Genomic DNA, 18600 nt, shown 5'->3' with positions numbered 1-18600 from the left:
TGAAATATTTCATCGCCTGGGCCGACCGGCAGATCGGCTGGAAGGCGCCCTAGGAAGGAGGCTATTTACCCCGCATCGCCTTGTCGATCGCTGCCTGCGCAAGCGGCGCCATCGCGGCGAAGGCGTCCGCGTTGGGATGGACGCCGTCGTGCGAATAACCTGGCTTCATCCCGCCTTCCGGAGTGGCGATGGCCGGCCAGTAATCGACATAGACAAGGTGCTTCCGCGCGGCATAATCCTTCAGCCAGGCGTTGAGCGCCTTGATCTTGGGACCGGGCGAGAGGTCCTTGCGCCACGGAAAATCGAGCGCTGGCGGGATCGAGGCGAGGACCACCCTGATGCCATTGGCGCGCGCGATCTCGACCATGCCGGTGATATAGCCCTCCGTCTCCTCGGGCGTCGTCGGGCCGGTATTCTGCGCGACATCGTTGGTGCCGCCCATGATGTGGACGACCGCCGGCTTCAGCGCGACGACATCGCTGCGGAAGCGGACGAGCATCTGTGGCGTCGTCTGGCCTGAAATGCCGCGCCCGACGAAATGGGCGTTGCCCTTGACGAAGGGCTGCTCAGCCCAGCCTTGAGTGATGGAATCGCCCATGAACACCACGCGCTTTGGATCGGCGGCGGCAAGCAATGGGTGATTGGCCTCGCGGTAACGGCCGATGAATGCCCAATCGCCATTCTCTCCCTGGCCGACCGGCGGCCTCGCGGGCGCCGTCGGCGCGGAGGACCCCGTTGAGGTCTGCGCTGAAACCTGCCCGGTGGACAGCGCAAGCGCGCCGATCAGGCTGAAGGTGGCGATGGCCCGCATGCATGTCTCCCGTTCGATATCGGCGGCTGTCGCGCCGCTCCATGTCGAATCCTATAGGAAATAGCGCGGGGATGCACGCGCGAACGACGGGAGGATCACGCCGTTGCCGCGATCTCCGGTCGGATCATCGATTGGAGCATGACGCGGGCCGACCGCACCGCGACTCGCATTGCCGATACGAGGTCCGGCCTGAACTGGTCGGCAGGCGGTACGATGTCATCGCCTTCCAGCAGGTCGAGCAGGCGGTGTTCGTCACCGGTGATGGCGCTGTCCGATGGGGCGCCCGCATCGAAGCGCCGGCGCGAGGCTGCCTCGAACAGGGTCAGCAGGCCATCGAGGACCGGAGCCAGCAGGCCATAGCCGCGCGTTTCCAGGGGAGCGTAGAGCGCGGGCTGAATCGAATTGCCCGTGTCGCGCGCGATGCGCCAGCTTCGGACCGCTTCAAGAATCGCCGAGGTAACGGATTGGGCGGGGGTAGCGGGCGCGGCTGGGGCGAAGCTCATGGTACATCCTTCCTGAGACCCCTTTATTGCGCTGTCGCTTTTTGCGACTTATTCTCAACTGATACGCGCGTCCTGTTACAGGGGCAAGACAGTAGGCAAGGAATTCAACGGTTTTCGGATGCATCTTAACGCCTCCGTCTGTCGGATCACGCCTCCGGCCCAAAGCGGTGAATACGGACGATCATCGGGCTGCTCCTGATGTTGCCGTCGGTTCGAACCGGGCGACGACAAGCGGTGCCAGCCAGGTCCAGACAAGGCTGATCGCCGTCGCGATCGCGATTGTCTTTTCCGATGGAGGGGCGGCGTTCGGCAGGAACCACCCGCCCAGGACCACGACCCAGAGCAGGAAGGATATGAGCGCGACGCCGACCGCGACATATTGCGCGCTGCCGCCATCCTTCGATGTGGTCGCGATGCTGCGGAACAGGATGATGCCGACCACGCAGAGCCATGCGAACCACCATGTCTTCACCTCCACGGCTTTCAGGAGGATGATGCCGGCAGGATAGATGGAAACCACCTCAACCGGGAAGAGCTTGGTCAATTGGCCCAGATAGGAATCCCGTTGGGTCGTGCCGCCGTTACCAGCGTCCGCGAGACCTGGCGCATTGTTGATCCTGAGCGTGCCGCGCAATGTCATGTCACACCTCCACCTCTCATGTTCGATGATGGGCAGGATGGCGCGAAAAGGCATGGCATGCGCGTGATGGTCGTCACGCTCGCACGTCTGGGAGGAAGCGAACCGGCTTGGTGAAAGAAGCTGCCGCGTTGTCGCTGGAGACCCACGCGTCGGGCAGGTCTCAGGGCAGCGCGAACGCGGTCAGTGCGTCACTTGTCCGGGGGCTGTTGTGGTAGCTGCCGCCGGTCGAGACCACGGCGACATATTGGCGTCCGTCGGCGCCACGATAGGAAATCGGCGTGGCATGGGCCGAGGCTTCGAGCCTGTGGGCCCATATTTCCTTCCCCGTCTTCGTCTCGAAGGCGCGGAAGCGCGAGTCGTCGGTCGAGCCGATGAAGATCAGGCCGCCCGCGGTGGTGATCGCCCCGCCGGTGCCGTGGCGGCCCGTGTTGCGCAGGCCCTCGGGCAGGCTGTCGGTCACGCCGAGCGTGCTTTGCCAGACGATCCTGCCGGTCGCGGTATCGACTGCGCTGAGCTGGCCCCAGGGCGGGCGCTGGCACATCAGGCCGGTGCCGGGTTGCTGGAATCGTCCGCCGATGCCGCCCGGCATCCAGGCGACTGGTCCGTCGGTCTTCACCAGGGTCGTGACCTGGCCGAAATTGCTGGTGTTGACGAAGAGCCAGCCGGTCTTCGGATCGAAGGTCGCGCCGCCCCAGTTGGAACCGCCCTCGGTGCCCGGGAAGACGATCAGCGGGCGGCCCGGCAGCATCGGCTGGTACTGGACTCCCTCCGCCATGTTGTTGTTCCTGATCCAGTTCTCGCACCAGCTTTTCAGCTCGGGCGTGACATCGGCGATGTCCTTCTCGATCGAGAAGGTGGTGCGGGCGAGGGGCGGGGTGATCGGGAAGGGCTGGGTTGGCGCAGCAAGCTCGCCCGGCACGGTGCTGGCGGGGATCGGGCGCTCCTCGACCGGATGGATCGGCTTGCCGGTGACCCGGTCGAGCATGAACAGCAGCGCATTCTTGGCGACGACCGCGACGGCAGGGACTGTCTTGCCGCTGACCTTGGCATCGAACAGCAATGGCGCCGATTCAAGGTCGATGTCCCAGATGTCGTGATGCACGACCTGGAAGTGCCAGAGATACTTGCCGGTGGCGGCATCGGCCGCGACCAGCGCGCTGCTGAACAGGTTGTCGCCATGCCGGTCGCCGCCATAGCGATCATGCGCCGGCGCGCCGATCGGCAGATAGACGATGCCGCGCTTCGCATCGAGGCTCATGAAGCCCCAGACATTGACGCCAGATCGCTTTTCCGTGCTGCCGGGTGCCCATGTATCATAGCCGGACTCACCCTTGCGAGGCACGGTGTGAAAGGTCCAGACGAGCTTGCCGGTGCGGGCATCCCAGGCGCGGACGTCGCCGCGCGCGCCGAGCGCCGGATTTTCCTGCACCGAGGAGCCGGTGATGATCAGGTTGCGATAGACGATCGGCGGGGTCGTCATGCCATAGGGCGCGGCCGGGGACCCGTTCATGATCTCGTCGGTCTTCAGGTTGACGACGCCGTTCTCGCCGAAGCCTGGGGCATAGGCGCCGGTTGCCGCATCGAGGCCGATCAGCCGGCCATCGCGCGTCCCGAAGAAGAGGCGAGGCCCGGCCATGCCATCGCCGGGCCAATATTCGACGCCGCGCAAAGATGGCTGGCCGGGGCCGGGAATCTCGCGGACCCAGATTTCCTTGCCGGTGGTCGCATCGAGCGCGGCTACGCGAGAATAGGGCGTGGAAATATACATGCGGTTGCCCACGACCAACGGCGTCATCTCCGAACCGGCGAACTGCGAGGCGCGCTGCGCGCCCGCCCCTTCGGCTGCGCGGCGGGCGGTCTCGCCCGCGTCAGTGGCAGCCTCGGTATTGGCGGGTTTCATCCGGTAGACCCAGGCGATCCGCAGGTCGTTCACATTGGCGGGCGTGATCTGGTCGAGCGGCGAGTGGCGCATCGCGCCCTTGTCATGGCCATAGGTCGGCCAGTCCGTACGATCCTGCGCGAGCGCGGAGGCCGGGAGCAGGGCGAGGCTGACGAACCCTATATTCCGCAGCATATATCCACCTTGTAATGCCACATGGGCGGAGGCCGTGGGTAGCGCGGGCGTGTTCCCATGCTGACGACTTCCCGAACGGCACTGAATCAGTGAGAGCCTGGCGAAACGCTAAAAAGGTCCGCCTCTCCGGTCGAGAGGCGGGCGAGGGAGGGTCAGAACTTCACGTTCAGCGCGAGGGTAACAGTGCGGCCGAACGGATTGTGGATCAGGCTGTAGTAACCGGCGCCCGTGTTGTAGAAGGGCGGATCCTGGTCGAAGATATTCAGGCCGGACAGTGAGATGCGGGTGCCGTTCAGGAAGCTGCCCTTGAATTCATAGGCCATGTTGAGATCGAAACTGGTCTGCGCCTTCACCTTGTCGCCACCACCGTTCGGGTTGCCATTGGCGTCTCGGGTCAGCGGGGTGACCGTGTTGGATGACCAGTTGCGGAAGCCGCCCGTATAATTGGCGAACAGCCGGGCGGAGAAGGGGCCGTCGGCCCAGCCGAGATAGGCACGCGCCTTGCGCTTCAGTGAGGGGAAGGTGCCATTGTTGCCCGCCGTGTTCAGCACGCTGTACTTCGGGCCCGAGCCGAACGACTGATCGAATTTGGTGAATTCCGTGCCCGAGAGACCTGCGCTAAAGGTGCCGGCATTGTCGGTGCGGTAATCATAGTCGATCTGGTAATCGATGCCCGAGATATCGAGGTTGAGCCAGTTCGTGTTGAGCGTGTGGAAGATGTAGTTGGTGCACGCGGCGGTCGCGTTGGTCTGCGGAATACCCTGGGTCACCGCCGCGATCTCCGCCGCGGTGGCGCAGTTCGGGTAGAAGGTCAGCAGATACTGCGCCGAGGCGGTGTTGATCACGTTGGCGAGCTGCGGACCGGTCACGCCGCCGGTGAATTTGGTATTCCAGTAAGTGAAGCCGGCGCGCAGGCTGGGGATGAGCGACGGCTCGACATCGAAGCCGAGCGACCAGCCGCTGCCTTCCTGCGCCTTCGCATTGGGATCGCCGGTAGTGTTCTGGATGCCCTGGAGCGTGCCGATGTTGCAGAGCGGCTGGCTCGCCGAGCAGATGGTGGCCAAAGACGGGATCTTGAGGACATCAGGATAGGCGGCGACCGGTACGGAGATGTTGTTGGTCTGGGTATTCCAACCGGCTGTGCCGAACGCGCCGAAGCGGTCACCGATGATCGTCAGCGGCGGGGCGACGAACGAGGTCGACCAGTTGCCGCGCAGGCGAAGGCCCTGAATCGGTTCGAGGTTGAAACCGATCTTCGGGTTCGTGGTACTGCCGAAATCGTCATAATGATCGTAGCGGCCGGCGAGCGAGATGTCGAAGCGGCGGATGAAGGTATCCATGTCCGGCGAGACGATCGGCACGTTCAACTCGACGAAGCCCGACCAGACGGTGCGATCGAACGGGAAGAACAGCTGCTGCGAGCCGGTCGAGGCAGGGCCGCTGTTGTTCGCGCGGGTCACCAGCTGGCTGAGCTGGGTCTTGAGCAGTTCGACGCCGAACGCGACCTTGGCCGGGCCGGCCGGCAGATCGAACAGCGAGCCGCTCGCGCTTGCGCGGAATTGCTGGTAGCCGCTGGTGGCCCGAAGGCGGTTCGTATTGTCGAGCAGCCGGGCGATGATCGCCGCGCTGGTGCGATTGGTCGCACCGGCCGGGTTCCATACGTCGAGCGCGTTGGCTGCCGTAAGCGGCAGCTGCGTTACGATCGTACTGGTGCCGGGGATCGACGGCTGGGTGAGGTTGCCGGCGCTGTTGGTCGTGCCGTTCAGCGCCAGGTTGGCGACGCTGCTGTTGATCACCCCGGTGGTATAGGTCGTGCTTTCGTCGCGGCCTGCGCTGGCGAGGAAGTCGACATGCCAGTCGCTGGTCAGTTCATAGGTCGCGGTGAAACTGGCATACATCGAATCCGAGTCCGAGCGGCCATGCGCCGGCCCGACCAGATCAGTCGCATCCCAGGTAACGGTCTGGCTGTCATAGGCCGGGTTCGGGGTGACGCCGTCGGCGAGGAACGGCGAGACGACGGTTGGGTTCACGTAAAAGGGATTGGCCCGCGCCCCGGTGCGGAAGACCGTCGTCTGCAAGGTGCCGGCACTTTGCAGCGTGTCGTTGCGGCGGCGCGCATAGAGCAGGTCGAGACCGATCGTCAGCTTGTCCGTGACGTCGAAGCTGATCTTGCCCATGATACTCTGGCGTTCTTCCGACCCGATCAGGTCGGTCACGCCCCAATTCGTGCACTGATAGTTGGCGGTGTTATTGGGCAGCGACGCGTTCGTATACGGGCCGTAATAGATGCCGCCCGAGCCGCCCGGTTGGACGCCGGCGGGAGAGCAGTTGCGCGTCAGGAAATTGGTGCCGCCGTTGGCGAGCTGGTTCGGGTTGGTGAAGGCGCGGTCGCGGTTCCGCAGATTGTCCTGATAACTGTATTGCGCGCCGATCACTGCCCAGCCGCGATCCCAGGTCTGGCCGGCGAGCAGGCCGGCGCTGTAGCCGGTGGTGCCGTTCCGCAGCGTGACCGAGCCTTCGGCCTGGATGCCGTCATAGCGCTTGCGGGTGATGAAGTTGATGACGCCGGCGACCGCGTCCGACCCGTAGATCGAGGATGCGCCCTCGGCGAGGACCTCGACGCGCTCGAGCATGATGTTGGGCACGATGTTCGGGTCGAGGAAGGTGTGGTTGGTGCCGCCGGTCGGGCCGCGATGGCCGTCGATCAGCACGAGCGTTGAATTGCTGGCGCTGGCGCCGAGCTGGTGGATGCTTGGCTGGTAGAAGGCGGAGGTATTGCCCTGGCCGGTGATGCCGGAAAGCGAGGGGACCGAGGCAAGCGCGCCGGTGACTGTCTGCGCGCCGGTATCGTGCAGCGCTTCAGCGCCGACCGCGACCAGGTTCGATCCGATCGGGGCGACGCCGCGGATGCTGGTGCCGGTGACGACGATGTCCTGTTGCGGCTCCGCCACGCTCTGGTCGTCGGCGGTCGGGAGTGAAGTCTCCGGCGTCACCTGGGTCGCTTCGGCGCCGGGAGCGCTCTGCGCCCATGCCGGCGTCGCGACGATGCACAGGGCCGTGCCCAGCGCGATGTTCGATCCACCGCGGGCGAGATTCTTCAACATCTTTGACACGTGCATCCCCTCTAGTTTTTGATTCGGTTTCTATTATTTGATTCTTGTATACATCTACGCGAAGGGGCGTCAACCAGTGTCGCAGGGCTTCCCTCACGGTCGGCATGCGCTGTTTCCGATCGATGGGCCGATGCGGATATGTCACCGTTATTGGATGTAATATTAATTCAGAATCAATATATTATAGAGGACCTTGTTCCTCGTTGTCATCGCAAAGGACGGGCTGGGCCCGGTTTGAAGGCAACCGGTTCGAGAGGCGTTCATTCCACGATCCGAAGTCCCGCTAGCGGGATTGACAACCAAAATTGTGTGCCTCATCAAAACATGTATACCGGATAAAGATGCTGCCGGTGAGCTTTCGCGTCGCCATGAGAGGGCTAGCCCTCGGATGTTTCCCTACCGGCAGAAAATGAGGCTGCGATGTCCAGAAAATTTCTTACGCTCGTTCCGGCCCTGATGATTTCGCTCGCCGGTGCGGGGGCCGGGCGGGCGCAGGAGGCCGCTTCCGCTCAAGCGCCCGCCGCCGCGAACGAATGGACCACCTGGGGCTATGATCAGGAACGGACAGCCTGGAACCGCGGCGAGCGCACGCTCGACAGGAAGAACGTCTCGAAGCTGAAGCTTCAGTGGAGCACGAAGCTGTCGACGCCGGTCACCGATGTGGTGCTGTCCACCCTGACCTCTCCGATCATCGCCGCCGGCATCCCGACGCCCCAGGGTCCTAGGAACCTGGTCTACCTGCTCGGGGCCGACGACACTCTGTTCGCGCTCGATGCCGATACGGGTGCAATTGCCTGGCAGAAGGCGTTCCCCAATCCGATCAAAGCGAAGAAGAACGCTACCTGGCTGTGCCCGAACACGGCGAACGCGACGCCGGTGGTCGACAAGGCGAGGGGCCTGATCTTCTTCATTCCCAGCGACGGAAAGCTGCGCGCGCTCGGCCTCGGGGACGGAGCGGAGCGCATGGCCCCGATCGAGATGGTGGCCCCGTTCACGCGCGCCTGGAGCCTCAACCTGATCGACGACATCGTCTACACCACCAGCGGCCGGGCCTGTGGCGAGGTGCAGGATCCGCGCTCGGCCATGGCGTCGGCGGTGGCGTCGATCGCGCGGCGCGGCACCGCCCCTGCCGGGCCTTCAGTGATGACCGATCCCTCAGCCGTCACCGCGGTCGACGTGCGCGACCTGGCCAGCCCTCAACTGACCCGCTTCTATACGAGCGGGGGACGCCCCGCCGCCCCGTGGGGGCGGGGCGGACTTGCCCGCGGCCCAGGCAATACGGTGATCTTCGAGACCTCCGATGGGGTCTATGATCCCGCGGCGGGAAGCTGGGGCGACACGATCATGAAGCTGACGCCGAAGGCGACGCGCGTGGCCGATTCCTTCACCCCCGAGAATTTCAAATATATCTTCGCGCATGATCTTGCCGGTTCGGCCAGCCCGGTGGTCTTCCCGTTCGGCGGCAAGACTCTGGTCGCCACCGCGCAGAAGGAGGGTATCCTTTATCTGCTCGACGCCAACGACATGGGTGGCGGCCAGGCGAGGAACCACCAGATGCCGCTCTACAAATCGCCGCAGCTCGGCAATGACGCGGCGGCCGGTACCGATCCGAGCCAGGGCGTATGGGGGGCGATCACCACCTATGAGAACCCCGAGGGCAAGAGATATCTCTACCTCCCCATGTGGGGCCCGCGATCCAGGTTCGCGCCGGCATTCAAAAGCGATGCCGGAGAGTCGCCGAATGGCAGCATCATGGCGTTCCAGGTGATGAAGGAAGGCGACAAGATCTCGCTGAGCCCTGAATGGATCTCCGGCAACATGATCATGCCCGATCCGCCCGTGGTGGCGAACGGGGTGGTCTATGCGACCCAGACCGGCGGTCAGGCGATGCAGAATCCGACCCTGCCGGACGGATCGCGCCTGAACAGCGCCACCGCTGCCTCGGCACGCTTTCGCTCCACGCCGGTCGGCAACATGATTTTGTACGCGTTCGATGCGGAGACGGGAAAGCAGCTTTATTCGAGCAAGGACATGATCAAGGACTGGACCCATTTCAGCCAGCCGGTCGTGGCGCTTGGGAAAGTCTATCTCGTGTCGCACGACGCGCGGGTCTATGCGTTGGGCGTCCGTAAATAGCGTTGAGTGTGGACAGGGCGGAAGGAGAGGGCGGGCCGGTGTTCCGCCCTCTTCGATTCAGCGAGTGGTCGTGGGCGGAGTCGGTGCGGCCGGTGCGTCACCGAAATTCTTTGTCAGATAGTCGATGACGGTGTCGGTCTCTGCCGGCTTCAGTTCGGCACCGCGATCAACCATCATCTGGACCGTCGAGGCCCAGTCGTCGGCGGACTTGCGCTGCGCAAAGACGGTCGCGGTGGTGTGGCACGCGCTGCATTGCTTGTCGATCAGATCGAGGGCCGGGCCAGGCGGCGGTACCCGGGAATCGGGCATCGCGACCGGCGGCTGTGCCGAGAGGCTATGGCCGATCAGCAGGCCGAGGGTCAGGACGGCAGCACTTGCTGCGAAACCACGCTTCATCCGCATTGTCACATGAACTCCAGTGAGGAATGGCTTCCCGAGGCTGTCGCCGCGTCGGGCCTCCTATCATGTATGCAAGATTTCGCAACGCTGAACCGGCAAGGCGACTTTGGTCTGGCGGTGATGTCAGGAGGGGTGAAATTTCTCGAAGCTGATCAAGGTTACCAGGGTCGGCCCGGTCGGACGACAATGGGTTTTGAGACATCCTATTTTGTATACAATGATTGTGATGCGCGTGGCTCGAGGCTAGGCTGATCGACATGACGCGATCGCCGGTCCGTGCATGGTCCGGAGAGTTGAGAGGAATGGCGAATGCCAGCGACAATTGCCCGATATGGCAGGAATTCCGTGCTCGGGCTGGCTGCGGCGCTTTCGACCGGCTTGCTCGCTATTCCGGCGACCGCGCCGGCTGCCGCACAACCGGAGAAACCGCTTCGCGTGGTATCGATCGACATGGAGGGCGGCGGCGGAACGTTGCTCGTCACACCGCAGGGGCAATCGGTATTGCTGGACGCCGGATGGCCGGCGGGGGCGCGTAGCACGCCGCTGGCGCAATCGAGCGCGAACCGCATCCTTGCCGCGACCAGGGCACTGGGCGTCACCAGGATCGATTACCTGATCATCACTCACTACCATCTCGATCACGTAGGCGGCATCCAGGATCTGCTGGCAGTGATGCCGGTCGGCGAGATCATCGACCACGGCCCCAATCGGGAAATGCCGCCGGCTGGTGCGGTGGCGGGCCCCGATGCGATCGCGTCGCTATACGCGCGCTACGAGGCATTGCTCGGCGGTCGGAAACATCGAAGCGTCAAGGCGGGCGACCGGATTACCATCGGGCCGCTGACGCTGGACATCGTCTCTGCGGACCGCGACCTGTTGCCCCGAATACTCGAAGGGGCGGGCGGGCCAACGCCGGGTTGCGACGCACCGAGACTGCGCGACATGGGCAATGGCGGCGAAGAGAATCCGCGCTCGATCGGTGTCATCGCGAGCTATGGCAAAGCCCGGATCGTCAGCCTCGCCGATCTCACCGCGGATGTGGAGATCGGATTGGTCTGCCCGGTCAATCGGCTCGGGCGCGCCGACCTGCTCGTGGTGTCGCATCACGGATCGCAGCTCAGCACGACGCCACCGTTGCTGGCGGCCCTGCAGCCGCGCGTGGCATTGATGGCCAATGGCGCGACCAAAGGTGGTGACGCGCGGGTTTTCCAGACGGTTGCCGTAGCGCCATCGCATCCTGCGATATGGCAGTTGCACTATGCGACCAGAAGCCCGGAGGTAAACAGGCCCGCCGATTTCATCGCCAATCCGGGAGGAAGGGAGGATGGCGGCTTTTCGCTCGACGTTTCGGTCTGGCCGGATCGCCGGATGAAGGTCACGAATGCGAGAACGGGGTTCAGCGAAGATTACCCCGCAACGCGCTAGCCAAGGTTTTTGCTCGGCGGGTTGTGTCGGAAGTCGAATGATTTGGTCGGGTGATCCAACTCAAGAGCGATAGCCCATTCCATAGGCCGCAAGGAACACGCGTACCCCGTCTGCGGCGTGGCGGCGCAGCGCTGCCGGGCCGGGGATGGCAGCATCGCCGAGAAACATGGCCCGGTTGACCGGTTCGCCCATTATCAGCCAGTTGAAATGCGAGGCTGCTGCCTGCGGGTCGCCTATCGCAAGCAGGCCGCGATCGGTCCAGCGCGCGAGGGCGGATGCGAGACCGGCGACGGCCCGCCCGGGGCCGCCTTCCTGGAGCGCGCGGCCCAGTTCCGGGAAGCGGCCTGCCTCGCCGATGACGAGGCGGCGCAACTGCATCAGCCGCGGCGTCAGCACCACCATGAGCTGCCGCTCGGCATAGGCTAGCAACTGCCTTTCCGGGTCGTCCTGCTCGCCCAGATCGGCGATTTCGCGCTGGACCTTGTCACCGGCTGCGCCTGTCATGCTGCTGACGATCGCGACGAACAGCGCCTCCTTGCTCGCGAAGTGTTTGTAGACGGTCTGTTTGGAAACGGCCGCTCGTGCTGCAACCTCGTCCATGCTGCTGCCCAGATAGCCATGGTGCAGGAAGATGTCCGTGGCTGCATCGAGGATCGCCTCGCGTTTGCGTTCCGACCGGCTGGCCGGTTCGATCTCGCTCGGGTCTGTCGCGTTAGCCATCGTTTGCAGCCTCTGGTCTCGATTGACTCATAGTACTGGACGGTCCAGTTCTAGGCAAGGTCTCCAGCGGAGAATCCGATGAGCGTGAAACGGACCGAATCCCTGACCGCTTCGTGTCGATGCGGCGCTGTGACGTTCGAAATGACCGGTACGCCGATCATCAGCGTCTCCTGTTATTGTGCGAGCTGTCAGAAGGCCGGCGCGCTGATCGAGCAGCTTGCTGGCGCGCCGCCGGTCCTTGGTGCCGGCGGCGGCACTGATTTCGTGCTTCAGCGGAAGGATCGAATCCGCTGCACCAAAGGTGGCGATCAGTTGGAAGAGCATCGCCTCACGCCCGGCGCACCCACGCGGCGCGTGGTGGCGACATGCTGCAATTCGGCGATGTTCCTCGAATTCAGCAAGGGCCATTGGCTGAGCGTGTATCGCGACCGGATGGCCAGCGCGCCGCCGCTCGAAATGCGCGTGATGACCCGGGACCGGCGCGACGGCGTGGTGTTGCCGGATGACATGCCCAACTACGCCACGCATTCGGGGAAATTCATGTGGAGGCTGCTCGGCGCCTGGATAGCGATGGGTTTTCGCGCGCCTGGCGTCGCGGGCTTGCGCTCATGACCGCCGTGAGACCCGCCAAGGTCGCCATGGAGAACCCGAACAGCCCTGACCGGCCGGGGCGGGTGGACGCGGACAAATATCACGCGATGCGGGATGCCCTTCTGATGATTCTTCCGGCGGGCACGCCTGGACTGACGGTAGCGGAAGCGAAGGAGCGACTGCTGCCGCTATTGCCTGACTCGCTGTTCCCGGGCGGGGCTAAGGCAGGCTGGTGGCTCAAGGGCGTGCAACTGGATCTGGAAGTGAAGAGGATTATCGTGCGCGAGAACAGCAAGCCGCTTCGCCTGCATCGCCTCTAGCTGCCTGCCCAAGATTCCAATATTGGCTGGTTCTGGCGGCAAGTCGAGACTCAGCCGCGGCGGTTCCGTTCGCCATTGAGTACCCTGATCGAGTCAACTGCCTCACGTTCCGAGGCGAAGACGACATCTATCCAGCGACCGTTTCGGGCCGAGTAGATGCCCCATTGACCCCGTAGCTCATGCTCGGGCCGGCGGGCCGCAACCAGGGATGGGTCTGAAAGCACAGGGCAGACTAGCCGCGAGTCATCGCAATGTCATCAGAATGTAACCGATATTGCGACGGATTGGACAAGGCTGAGAAGAGCGCTATGTCACCCGCTCGATTCTTGCCGCACAAGCGCGCGTATCGGATGTTTTTGTCGCAAAACACCATTCGCATCGGATCGCCGAACGTCTTAACGGGCTGAGGGTGCGCACCGTCGTCCAGAGGAGCGCCTGGAGATCCGCGCATGGTGAGAGCCGATATGCATGACGCGCTTGAGATACTTGCCCAACAGGGAGCAGGTGATCCGCAAGCCCTGGTCAACATCGCGAAGGCCATGACCGGGACCCGGCCCGATCGCGCGGCAGCACTTGTCCACGAGGTGCTTGCGATGGCGCCGGCACCCTCTGTTGCCCGCGCGGCAGAAACGCTGCTCAAGGAAATGGTGCCCGACTGGCATTTCGTGATCGTGCGCGATCATGCCCGTAACCGGGCTTATGACCAGGCCCTGCGCCGTGCGGTGACTCCCCAATCCCGCGTTCTTGATATTGGCACGGGTACCGGCTTGCTCGCGATGATGGCAGCGCGTGCCGGAGCGCAGGACGTCGTTACCTGTGAGCAGAATGCGGCGGTCTCCGGGGCCGCGACGCGGATTCTCGATGCCAACGGGTTTGCAGGCCGTGTCCGGCTGATCGCCAGGCATTCGTCCAAGCTCGACGTGGAGCAGGATCTGGGCGGCCTAGTGGATGTGCTGGTATCCGAGATCGTCAGCAACAACCTGATCGGCGAAGGGTGCCTCGCTGTCATGGAAGAATCGGCCCGCTGGCTGAAGCCCGATGGACGGATGATCCCGGAGGCGGGGACTGTCCGGGTGGCGCTCGCCTGGAGCAGCGCTCTGGAAAAGCGGCGCATGGGCATTATCGACGGATTCGACCTTTCCGGGTTCAACCTGTTGGAATCCCCGGTGTGGCCGCATGCTGTCGGCGATCCGAGCCTCGACGTTCGGAGTTCGAGCGCTGATCTGATGCAATTCGACTTCCGTTCGGGTGGTCCGTTCCGTCCCCGGGAGCAGCGCGCCACGGTGGTTGCCGATGGCCGCCCCATCAACGGCGTGCTGCAATGGATCCGCCTGAAGATGGACGACGAGATCGTTTACGAAAATCGGCCGGGGCCTGGCACTTCGTCCTGCTGGGCGACCTTATTCTATCCGTTTCGCGATACGATGGATGTGGTGGCCGGCCAGGCGGTCGCCGTGGTCGGAGCCCATGATCGGGAAACGTTCAGCATCTGGGCTGAGCCGGGAGAATGGACCGAGTTCTGAATCCGCGATCAACGGTCCTGGGCTATATAGGCGGCGAGGCGCAGGACCTGGCGTAGCGCGGCAGCATCAGCCGAGGGAGCCGGATTGCCGCTGAGCCTGGCCTTGATCTTCGCCGGATCGGGCAGGGCGGCGACTTGCGCGCGGAGCGTGTTGATATCCAGAAGGGATCGTACGGTGTCGTTCACCGCCACGTCCTCGATCCGCGCCGCCAGCTTTTCCTTCTGCTCGGCCATGATCAATGGAAGGGCCGGGAAGGGGGTGGCCTTGGCGTGGCGCTTGCGGATCATATCTGGCAGCACGCCTTGCATCGCATCCCGGAACACCCGCCTTTTCCATCCGTCACGGAGGAACAGGTCGCTGGGCAACGACAGGGCATACTCCACGACCCGGCGGTCGAGCATTGGGAAGGCGAAGGCGACGCCATGCTGAGCACCCAGCGCCGCCCAATTCTCGCATCGCTGAGCGATGTGGGACGAACCGATCAGCCGAGCACGGTTTGCCCCGGCGTCCGGCCCCATGGACAGCGCTCCATCCCGATCTTTCCCAAGTGTCGTCGCAATGTCGTTCGGTAAACACTGCAGGAGGCGATGCCTGAGCCCGTCGCCGCGTTTGCGGGATCGCCTCGCGTGCCAGAAGGTGGGCAGCAGATAGCCGATCACTTCTCCGCGCAGGATGTCGGCGATCGTCACGCCGCGTTCGCGCCTGAGCGCTGAGCATTCGCGGGCCAGCGTACGCCATCGCCCCTTGAGGAAAAGCTCGGCTAGCGCACCGCGTCCGTTGAAGGTGGCGGCTTCGTCTCCGCCCCAGCCAGACAGGACGATATGCGCTCCAGCCGCAGCCGCGCCGGCGCAGACCGCGCAATCGGGGTCCTCCGGCCCGACCGGTAGCGGAAGGTCGGAATGGAACGGCCCGGGGTCGATATCATCGCGCGGTGGACGCACCGCGGTCCAGGCGATTGCAGGTTCCTGTTCCAGCACGGCCTGAACGAACGCGGTTTCATCGTCCAGCACGACGTCATTGCGCTGGACGTCGAGGAATGACCAAGCATGCAGGCGTCGGCCGCTTTCGTGAAGCTGGCGTGCGGCCAGGGTGGCAATGGCGGACGAATCGAGCCCGCCGCTCAAATGCGCCGCAACGTCGCCCGATTGGGGCAGGCGGCTGCGGACAGCGGCATCGAGCCGGGCGCGCAGGCCGATGGCGGCCTCGTCGGGCATCACATGCCGGCGACCCGCAATGCGCGCATCCGGCGCCCAGTAGCGTCGCACTGCCAGGCCGTTCGCCGAAACCTCGAGAAGATGGGCGGCGGGAAGCCGCGCCATGCCAGTGAACAACGCTTCATCGGGTCTTTGCTGCTGGACGAGGTGACGGGCCAGCGCCATGCGGTTGAATGTTCGCCGCACCAGCCCGCCGCCATGGAGACCGGACGGAAAGGATGCGAAGGCAACGCACTTTCCCGGATGCCACGCATAGTAAAAGGGTCTCACCCCGAATATGTCGCGCGCGCACAGCAGACGGCCCGCCTCGGCGTTCCAATGGGCGAAGGAAAAGTCCCCGGACAGATGGCCCGGTGCGTCGCTTCCCCAGCGCTCGATCGCCCTCTCAATGAGGATATCCTGGTCCGCGCCCGGACAATCCAGCAATGCCGCAAGCTGCCTGGGGGCGTCGAGCCGGCGATCGGCCGCCAGCATGGTGCCACTTTTCGATACGGGCGCAGAGGTGCCGGAAGCGGGCGCGGCAAAATCGACCACGACAAAGCCGACATTGCCTTCGACGGAGCGCCGTATCTCGGGGGCGAGCTCCGCGGCGATCATTCCCGCCGCCATCGCGTCGAGCATGGCGGGGTCGGCTCGCTTGCCGTCGAGATGCCATATGCCGCAGATCAGGCGCATTGCGTTCCCGGCCACGGTGCGATGCGAAGCCCTGATTCCGTCGGAAATTCCAGGTGTAGTGCGCGGTGTAGGTCCGCAAGCCCGCCGGGGAAATGCGAACCGGCGCTACGGCGAAGGATAAGGATCTCGAAAGCGGGCATGGTTTGCCGTAGAGCGTTTTCCAGCTGGCTGGAACAGCAAGATGCCCGCAAAACACAGCGGCCGGGAAACGCCGGGCAATCCAGTTTGGCCTAGCGCGCTCCGATTGTGCACGAGTCACAATCGAGCAACATGTTGTTATAATTTAGCCCTGTAGCATGGCAGCTTTGTTCGCAACTGCACCATATCGTCTTGACGCGGGGCCCGTCACCGTCGATGGCATCTGTCGCAGCTTCGAGGTAACTGAGGGAATATTGGGATGGATCACGAGACCCAGCCGGCCAAGCGGAACGCACTTTCCAGCGATCGCAAGGCTTGGGAAACGCCCACCTTCGAGCGCTATGACCTGAATCGCGAGACCCAGGGCAAATACAGGACGGTGACCGAATTCACGTCCACGACCGGCCCGGCGTCCTGACGCTTCGCTCGATCTGACATTCGGTCGCCGGCTGGATGCGCATGCCCGCGCCGGTAGCAGTCGGTGAATCCCGATATTATCGGATATCCGGTTTGCGCGTGCAGTCGGATATCCCGTTGTACGGCAGTATTGAGGACTGCGGCAGCGAGCACGCCGATATATATATCCGGCTTGGCAGCGTTCCTGCTGTTCTGGACGGCGCGGCCCTGATCGGGCCGAACTGGCAGTTCGCCCCTCCCTCGTTCCTGGTCGAAGTGCCCGGAGTCGTCCGTTTCCTGGTGACGTCCGGCACCGATATCCTCGTCGAGCCTCTGATTGGCGTCGCACTGGATGATGCGGCGATCTTCATCATCGGAACGGCGATCGCGATCGCGCTCTATCAGCGGGGCGGGCTGGTCCTGCACGCGTCGGCAGTGGCGTTTAACGGCAATGTGTTCGCGTTCAGCGGCGCCTCGGGTGCAGGCAAGTCCACGCTCGCGGCGCTCCTCTGTCTGCACGGCGGCTGCGAAATCGTGAGCGACGACGTTTCCGCTCTGGATCTTGGCGGTGACATCCCCGTTCTTCACGCGGATGGGCGCAGGTTCCGCTTGTGGGAAGATGTGATCGATTGGATGGAGGTGGCCGACCACCGCCGCAAGGCAGTGCGCAGCGAGATCCACAAATTCCATGTCGAGCTTCCGGCGCAGCGTGCTGAAACCGTGCTGCCGCTCCGCGCTATCTATATTCTCGAAGCCCTGCCGGATGGTGCCGATCCGACCGTCGAACTGCTGCCCGCCGGGAAGGCCGCAGTTGTGCTTGATCACCAGCGTTATCGCCGTCTTCTCGCAAACCAAATCAACGATGTCTCTCAACGCTTCGCGCTGATGGCGCGGCTTGTCGATCGCGTGCCCGTCTATGTCTTTCGGCGTTCAGTGGCCGTTGCTGATAATCCGCGCAGCGTCGCCTGCCTGAAGGCGCATTGGGAATCGCTGGTGTGATGTCCTCCGGCGGGCCAGATGGTCCCGTGTGGATCGCGTCCTACATGAAGTCGGGCAACACCTGGATGCGTCTCATGATGATGCATCTCCTGAAACCCGAAGCGGCGCGGTGGACTCCGGATCAGCAGATCACCGTGGGCACGGGGCCCTTGCCGCGCAGCGTCGTCGACGAGGCATCGTTTATCGAAACCTCGCTGCTGACCGCGGAGGAGCAGGACCTGCTGCGGCCCTGGCTGTGCGACGCGGAAGCCCGCGCCGAGGCTGACCGATGTTTTTTCAAGAGCCACGATGCCTATCGCTTCAATCGCGAGGGCATTCCGATTCACGGAGCCAGCCCAGGCCAGGTGGCGCTCTACCTAGTGCGGGATCCCCGCGACATTGCCTTGTCCCTCGCCACCTTCTGGAACTGGTCCTTGGATAGGACGGTATCCTTCATGAACGATCCGGAGGGTGACCTTCAGGGCATCCCGAAACATTTCTCGAAGCAGATCTTCCAGAAGACTCAGGACTGGAGCTCGCATGTTGCAAGCTGGCTCGACCAGGATGCTGTGCCCACCCTGCTCATCCGCTATGAGGATTTGCTGGTGTCACCGGCAGAATGGCTGACGCGCGCGCTTGAGTTCCTGAAAATTCGGGTCGCGCCCGATGATGTCGATCGCACCATTGCCTTTACGGATTTTGCGCGGCTCCAGCGGGAAGAGCTGGAACATGGATTTTCGGAACGCTTCAAACCCGATATCCCCTTCTTTCGCCGGGCAGAGCCCGGGGAAGGCCGGGCGCTGCTCGATCGCGACCTTGTGGCCTCGCTCGAGCGCGCGCATGGTCCCATGATGGACAGGTTGGGCTATCCGCGCGATCGCGCGGCAGCGGCCATGACGGTGCCATAGGGATGCCGGCTTCAATTTTCATATTTCGGGAAAGCA

Annotated in this window: 16 protein-coding genes; 8 read left to right on the top strand and 8 right to left on the bottom strand. The window is 63.7% G+C overall.

Annotated features, from left to right (window positions below; translation table 11 throughout):
• Positions 1–61: 61 nt before the first annotated feature.
• From P0Y59_06640 to P0Y59_06620, 5 genes are all read right to left on the bottom strand, one after another.
• Entirely contained in the window at positions 62–811 is a 750-nt protein-coding gene (locus P0Y59_06640) for a GDSL-type esterase/lipase family protein (protein ID WEK01354.1), read from the bottom strand.
• A 95-nt stretch (positions 812–906) separates the two neighbouring features.
• Positions 907–1314: a hypothetical protein gene (locus tag P0Y59_06635; GenBank protein ID WEK01353.1), complete on the bottom strand. Its 408-nt coding sequence runs from the start codon at positions 1312–1314 to the stop codon at positions 907–909.
• Between the two features lie 181 nt (positions 1315–1495).
• Positions 1496–1954, bottom strand: a complete 459-nt coding sequence (locus P0Y59_06630; protein ID WEK01352.1) for a hypothetical protein — start codon at positions 1952–1954, stop codon at positions 1496–1498.
• Between the two features lie 160 nt (positions 1955–2114).
• Complete coding sequence (locus P0Y59_06625; protein WEK01351.1) at positions 2115–4028, bottom strand: pyrroloquinoline quinone-dependent dehydrogenase; 1914 nt, start codon at positions 4026–4028, stop codon at positions 2115–2117.
• 152 nt (positions 4029–4180) lie between these two features.
• Complete coding sequence (locus P0Y59_06620) at positions 4181–7132, bottom strand: TonB-dependent receptor (GenBank protein ID WEK02516.1); 2952 nt, start codon at positions 7130–7132, stop codon at positions 4181–4183.
• A 465-nt stretch (positions 7133–7597) separates the two neighbouring features.
• On the opposite strand from P0Y59_06620, the gene P0Y59_06615 reads away from it, so the two are divergent.
• Entirely contained in the window at positions 7598–9277 is a 1680-nt protein-coding gene (locus P0Y59_06615) for a PQQ-binding-like beta-propeller repeat protein (GenBank protein ID WEK01350.1), read from the top strand.
• Between the two features lie 57 nt (positions 9278–9334).
• On the opposite strand, the gene P0Y59_06610 is transcribed toward P0Y59_06615, so the two are convergent.
• Entirely contained in the window at positions 9335–9679 is a 345-nt protein-coding gene (locus P0Y59_06610) for a hypothetical protein (protein WEK01349.1), read from the bottom strand.
• A 306-nt stretch (positions 9680–9985) separates the two neighbouring features.
• On the opposite strand from P0Y59_06610, the gene P0Y59_06605 reads away from it, so the two are divergent.
• Positions 9986–11101 carry an MBL fold metallo-hydrolase gene (locus tag P0Y59_06605; protein ID WEK01348.1) on the top strand — a complete coding sequence of 372 codons (1116 nt, stop codon included), beginning with the start codon at positions 9986–9988 and terminating at the stop codon, positions 11099–11101.
• 60 nt (positions 11102–11161) lie between these two features.
• Here P0Y59_06605 and P0Y59_06600 read toward each other — a convergent pair whose 3' ends face one another.
• Complete coding sequence (locus P0Y59_06600; protein ID WEK01347.1) at positions 11162–11821, bottom strand: TetR/AcrR family transcriptional regulator; 660 nt, start codon at positions 11819–11821, stop codon at positions 11162–11164.
• Positions 11822–11950: 129 nt separating this feature from the next.
• On the opposite strand from P0Y59_06600, the gene P0Y59_06595 reads away from it, so the two are divergent.
• The 3 genes from P0Y59_06595 (at position 11951) to P0Y59_06585 (ending at position 14255) form a co-directional block, all read left to right on the top strand.
• Entirely contained in the window at positions 11951–12433 is a 483-nt protein-coding gene (locus tag P0Y59_06595) for a hypothetical protein (protein WEK01346.1), read from the top strand.
• Positions 12430–12732 (top strand): hypothetical protein, encoded by a 303-nt coding sequence (locus P0Y59_06590; GenBank protein WEK01345.1) that lies wholly within the window; start codon positions 12430–12432, stop codon positions 12730–12732. The genes P0Y59_06595 and P0Y59_06590 overlap by 4 nt, the downstream gene beginning before the upstream one ends.
• Positions 12733–13196: 464 nt before the next feature.
• Positions 13197–14255 carry a 50S ribosomal protein L11 methyltransferase gene (locus P0Y59_06585; protein ID WEK01344.1) on the top strand — a complete coding sequence of 353 codons (1059 nt, stop codon included), beginning with the start codon at positions 13197–13199 and terminating at the stop codon, positions 14253–14255.
• 8 nt (positions 14256–14263) lie between these two features.
• On the opposite strand, the gene P0Y59_06580 is transcribed toward P0Y59_06585, so the two are convergent.
• The gene (locus P0Y59_06580; protein WEK01343.1) at positions 14264–16144 is read right to left on the bottom strand and encodes an asparagine synthase-related protein; all 1881 of its coding nucleotides are present in this window, start codon (positions 16142–16144) and stop codon (positions 14264–14266) included.
• 397 nt (positions 16145–16541) lie between these two features.
• Here P0Y59_06580 and P0Y59_06575 point away from each other — a divergent pair, with 397 nt between their 5' ends.
• The 3 genes from P0Y59_06575 to P0Y59_06565 are packed head-to-tail and all read left to right on the top strand — an operon-like array spanning position 16542 to position 18564.
• Positions 16542–16700, top strand: coding sequence for a hypothetical protein (locus tag P0Y59_06575; GenBank protein WEK01342.1), 159 nt, complete (start codon positions 16542–16544; stop codon positions 16698–16700).
• A gap of 41 nt (positions 16701–16741) precedes the next feature.
• Positions 16742–17677 (top strand): hypothetical protein, encoded by a 936-nt coding sequence (locus P0Y59_06570; protein WEK01341.1) that lies wholly within the window; start codon positions 16742–16744, stop codon positions 17675–17677.
• A complete protein-coding gene (locus P0Y59_06565) occupies positions 17677–18564 on the top strand; it encodes a sulfotransferase domain-containing protein (protein ID WEK01340.1) in 888 nt (295 codons plus the stop codon). Before P0Y59_06570 ends, P0Y59_06565 begins: the two co-directional genes overlap by 1 nt.
• The last annotated feature ends 36 nt before the right edge of the window (positions 18565–18600 follow it).

The sequence above is a fragment of the Candidatus Sphingomonas phytovorans genome, from assembly GCA_029202385.1.
Lineage (GTDB): Bacteria > Pseudomonadota > Alphaproteobacteria > Sphingomonadales > Sphingomonadaceae > Sphingomonas > Sphingomonas phytovorans.
Note: the sequence above shows the minus strand (reverse complement) of the source record. Positions and strands in the feature narration are given on the sequence as shown.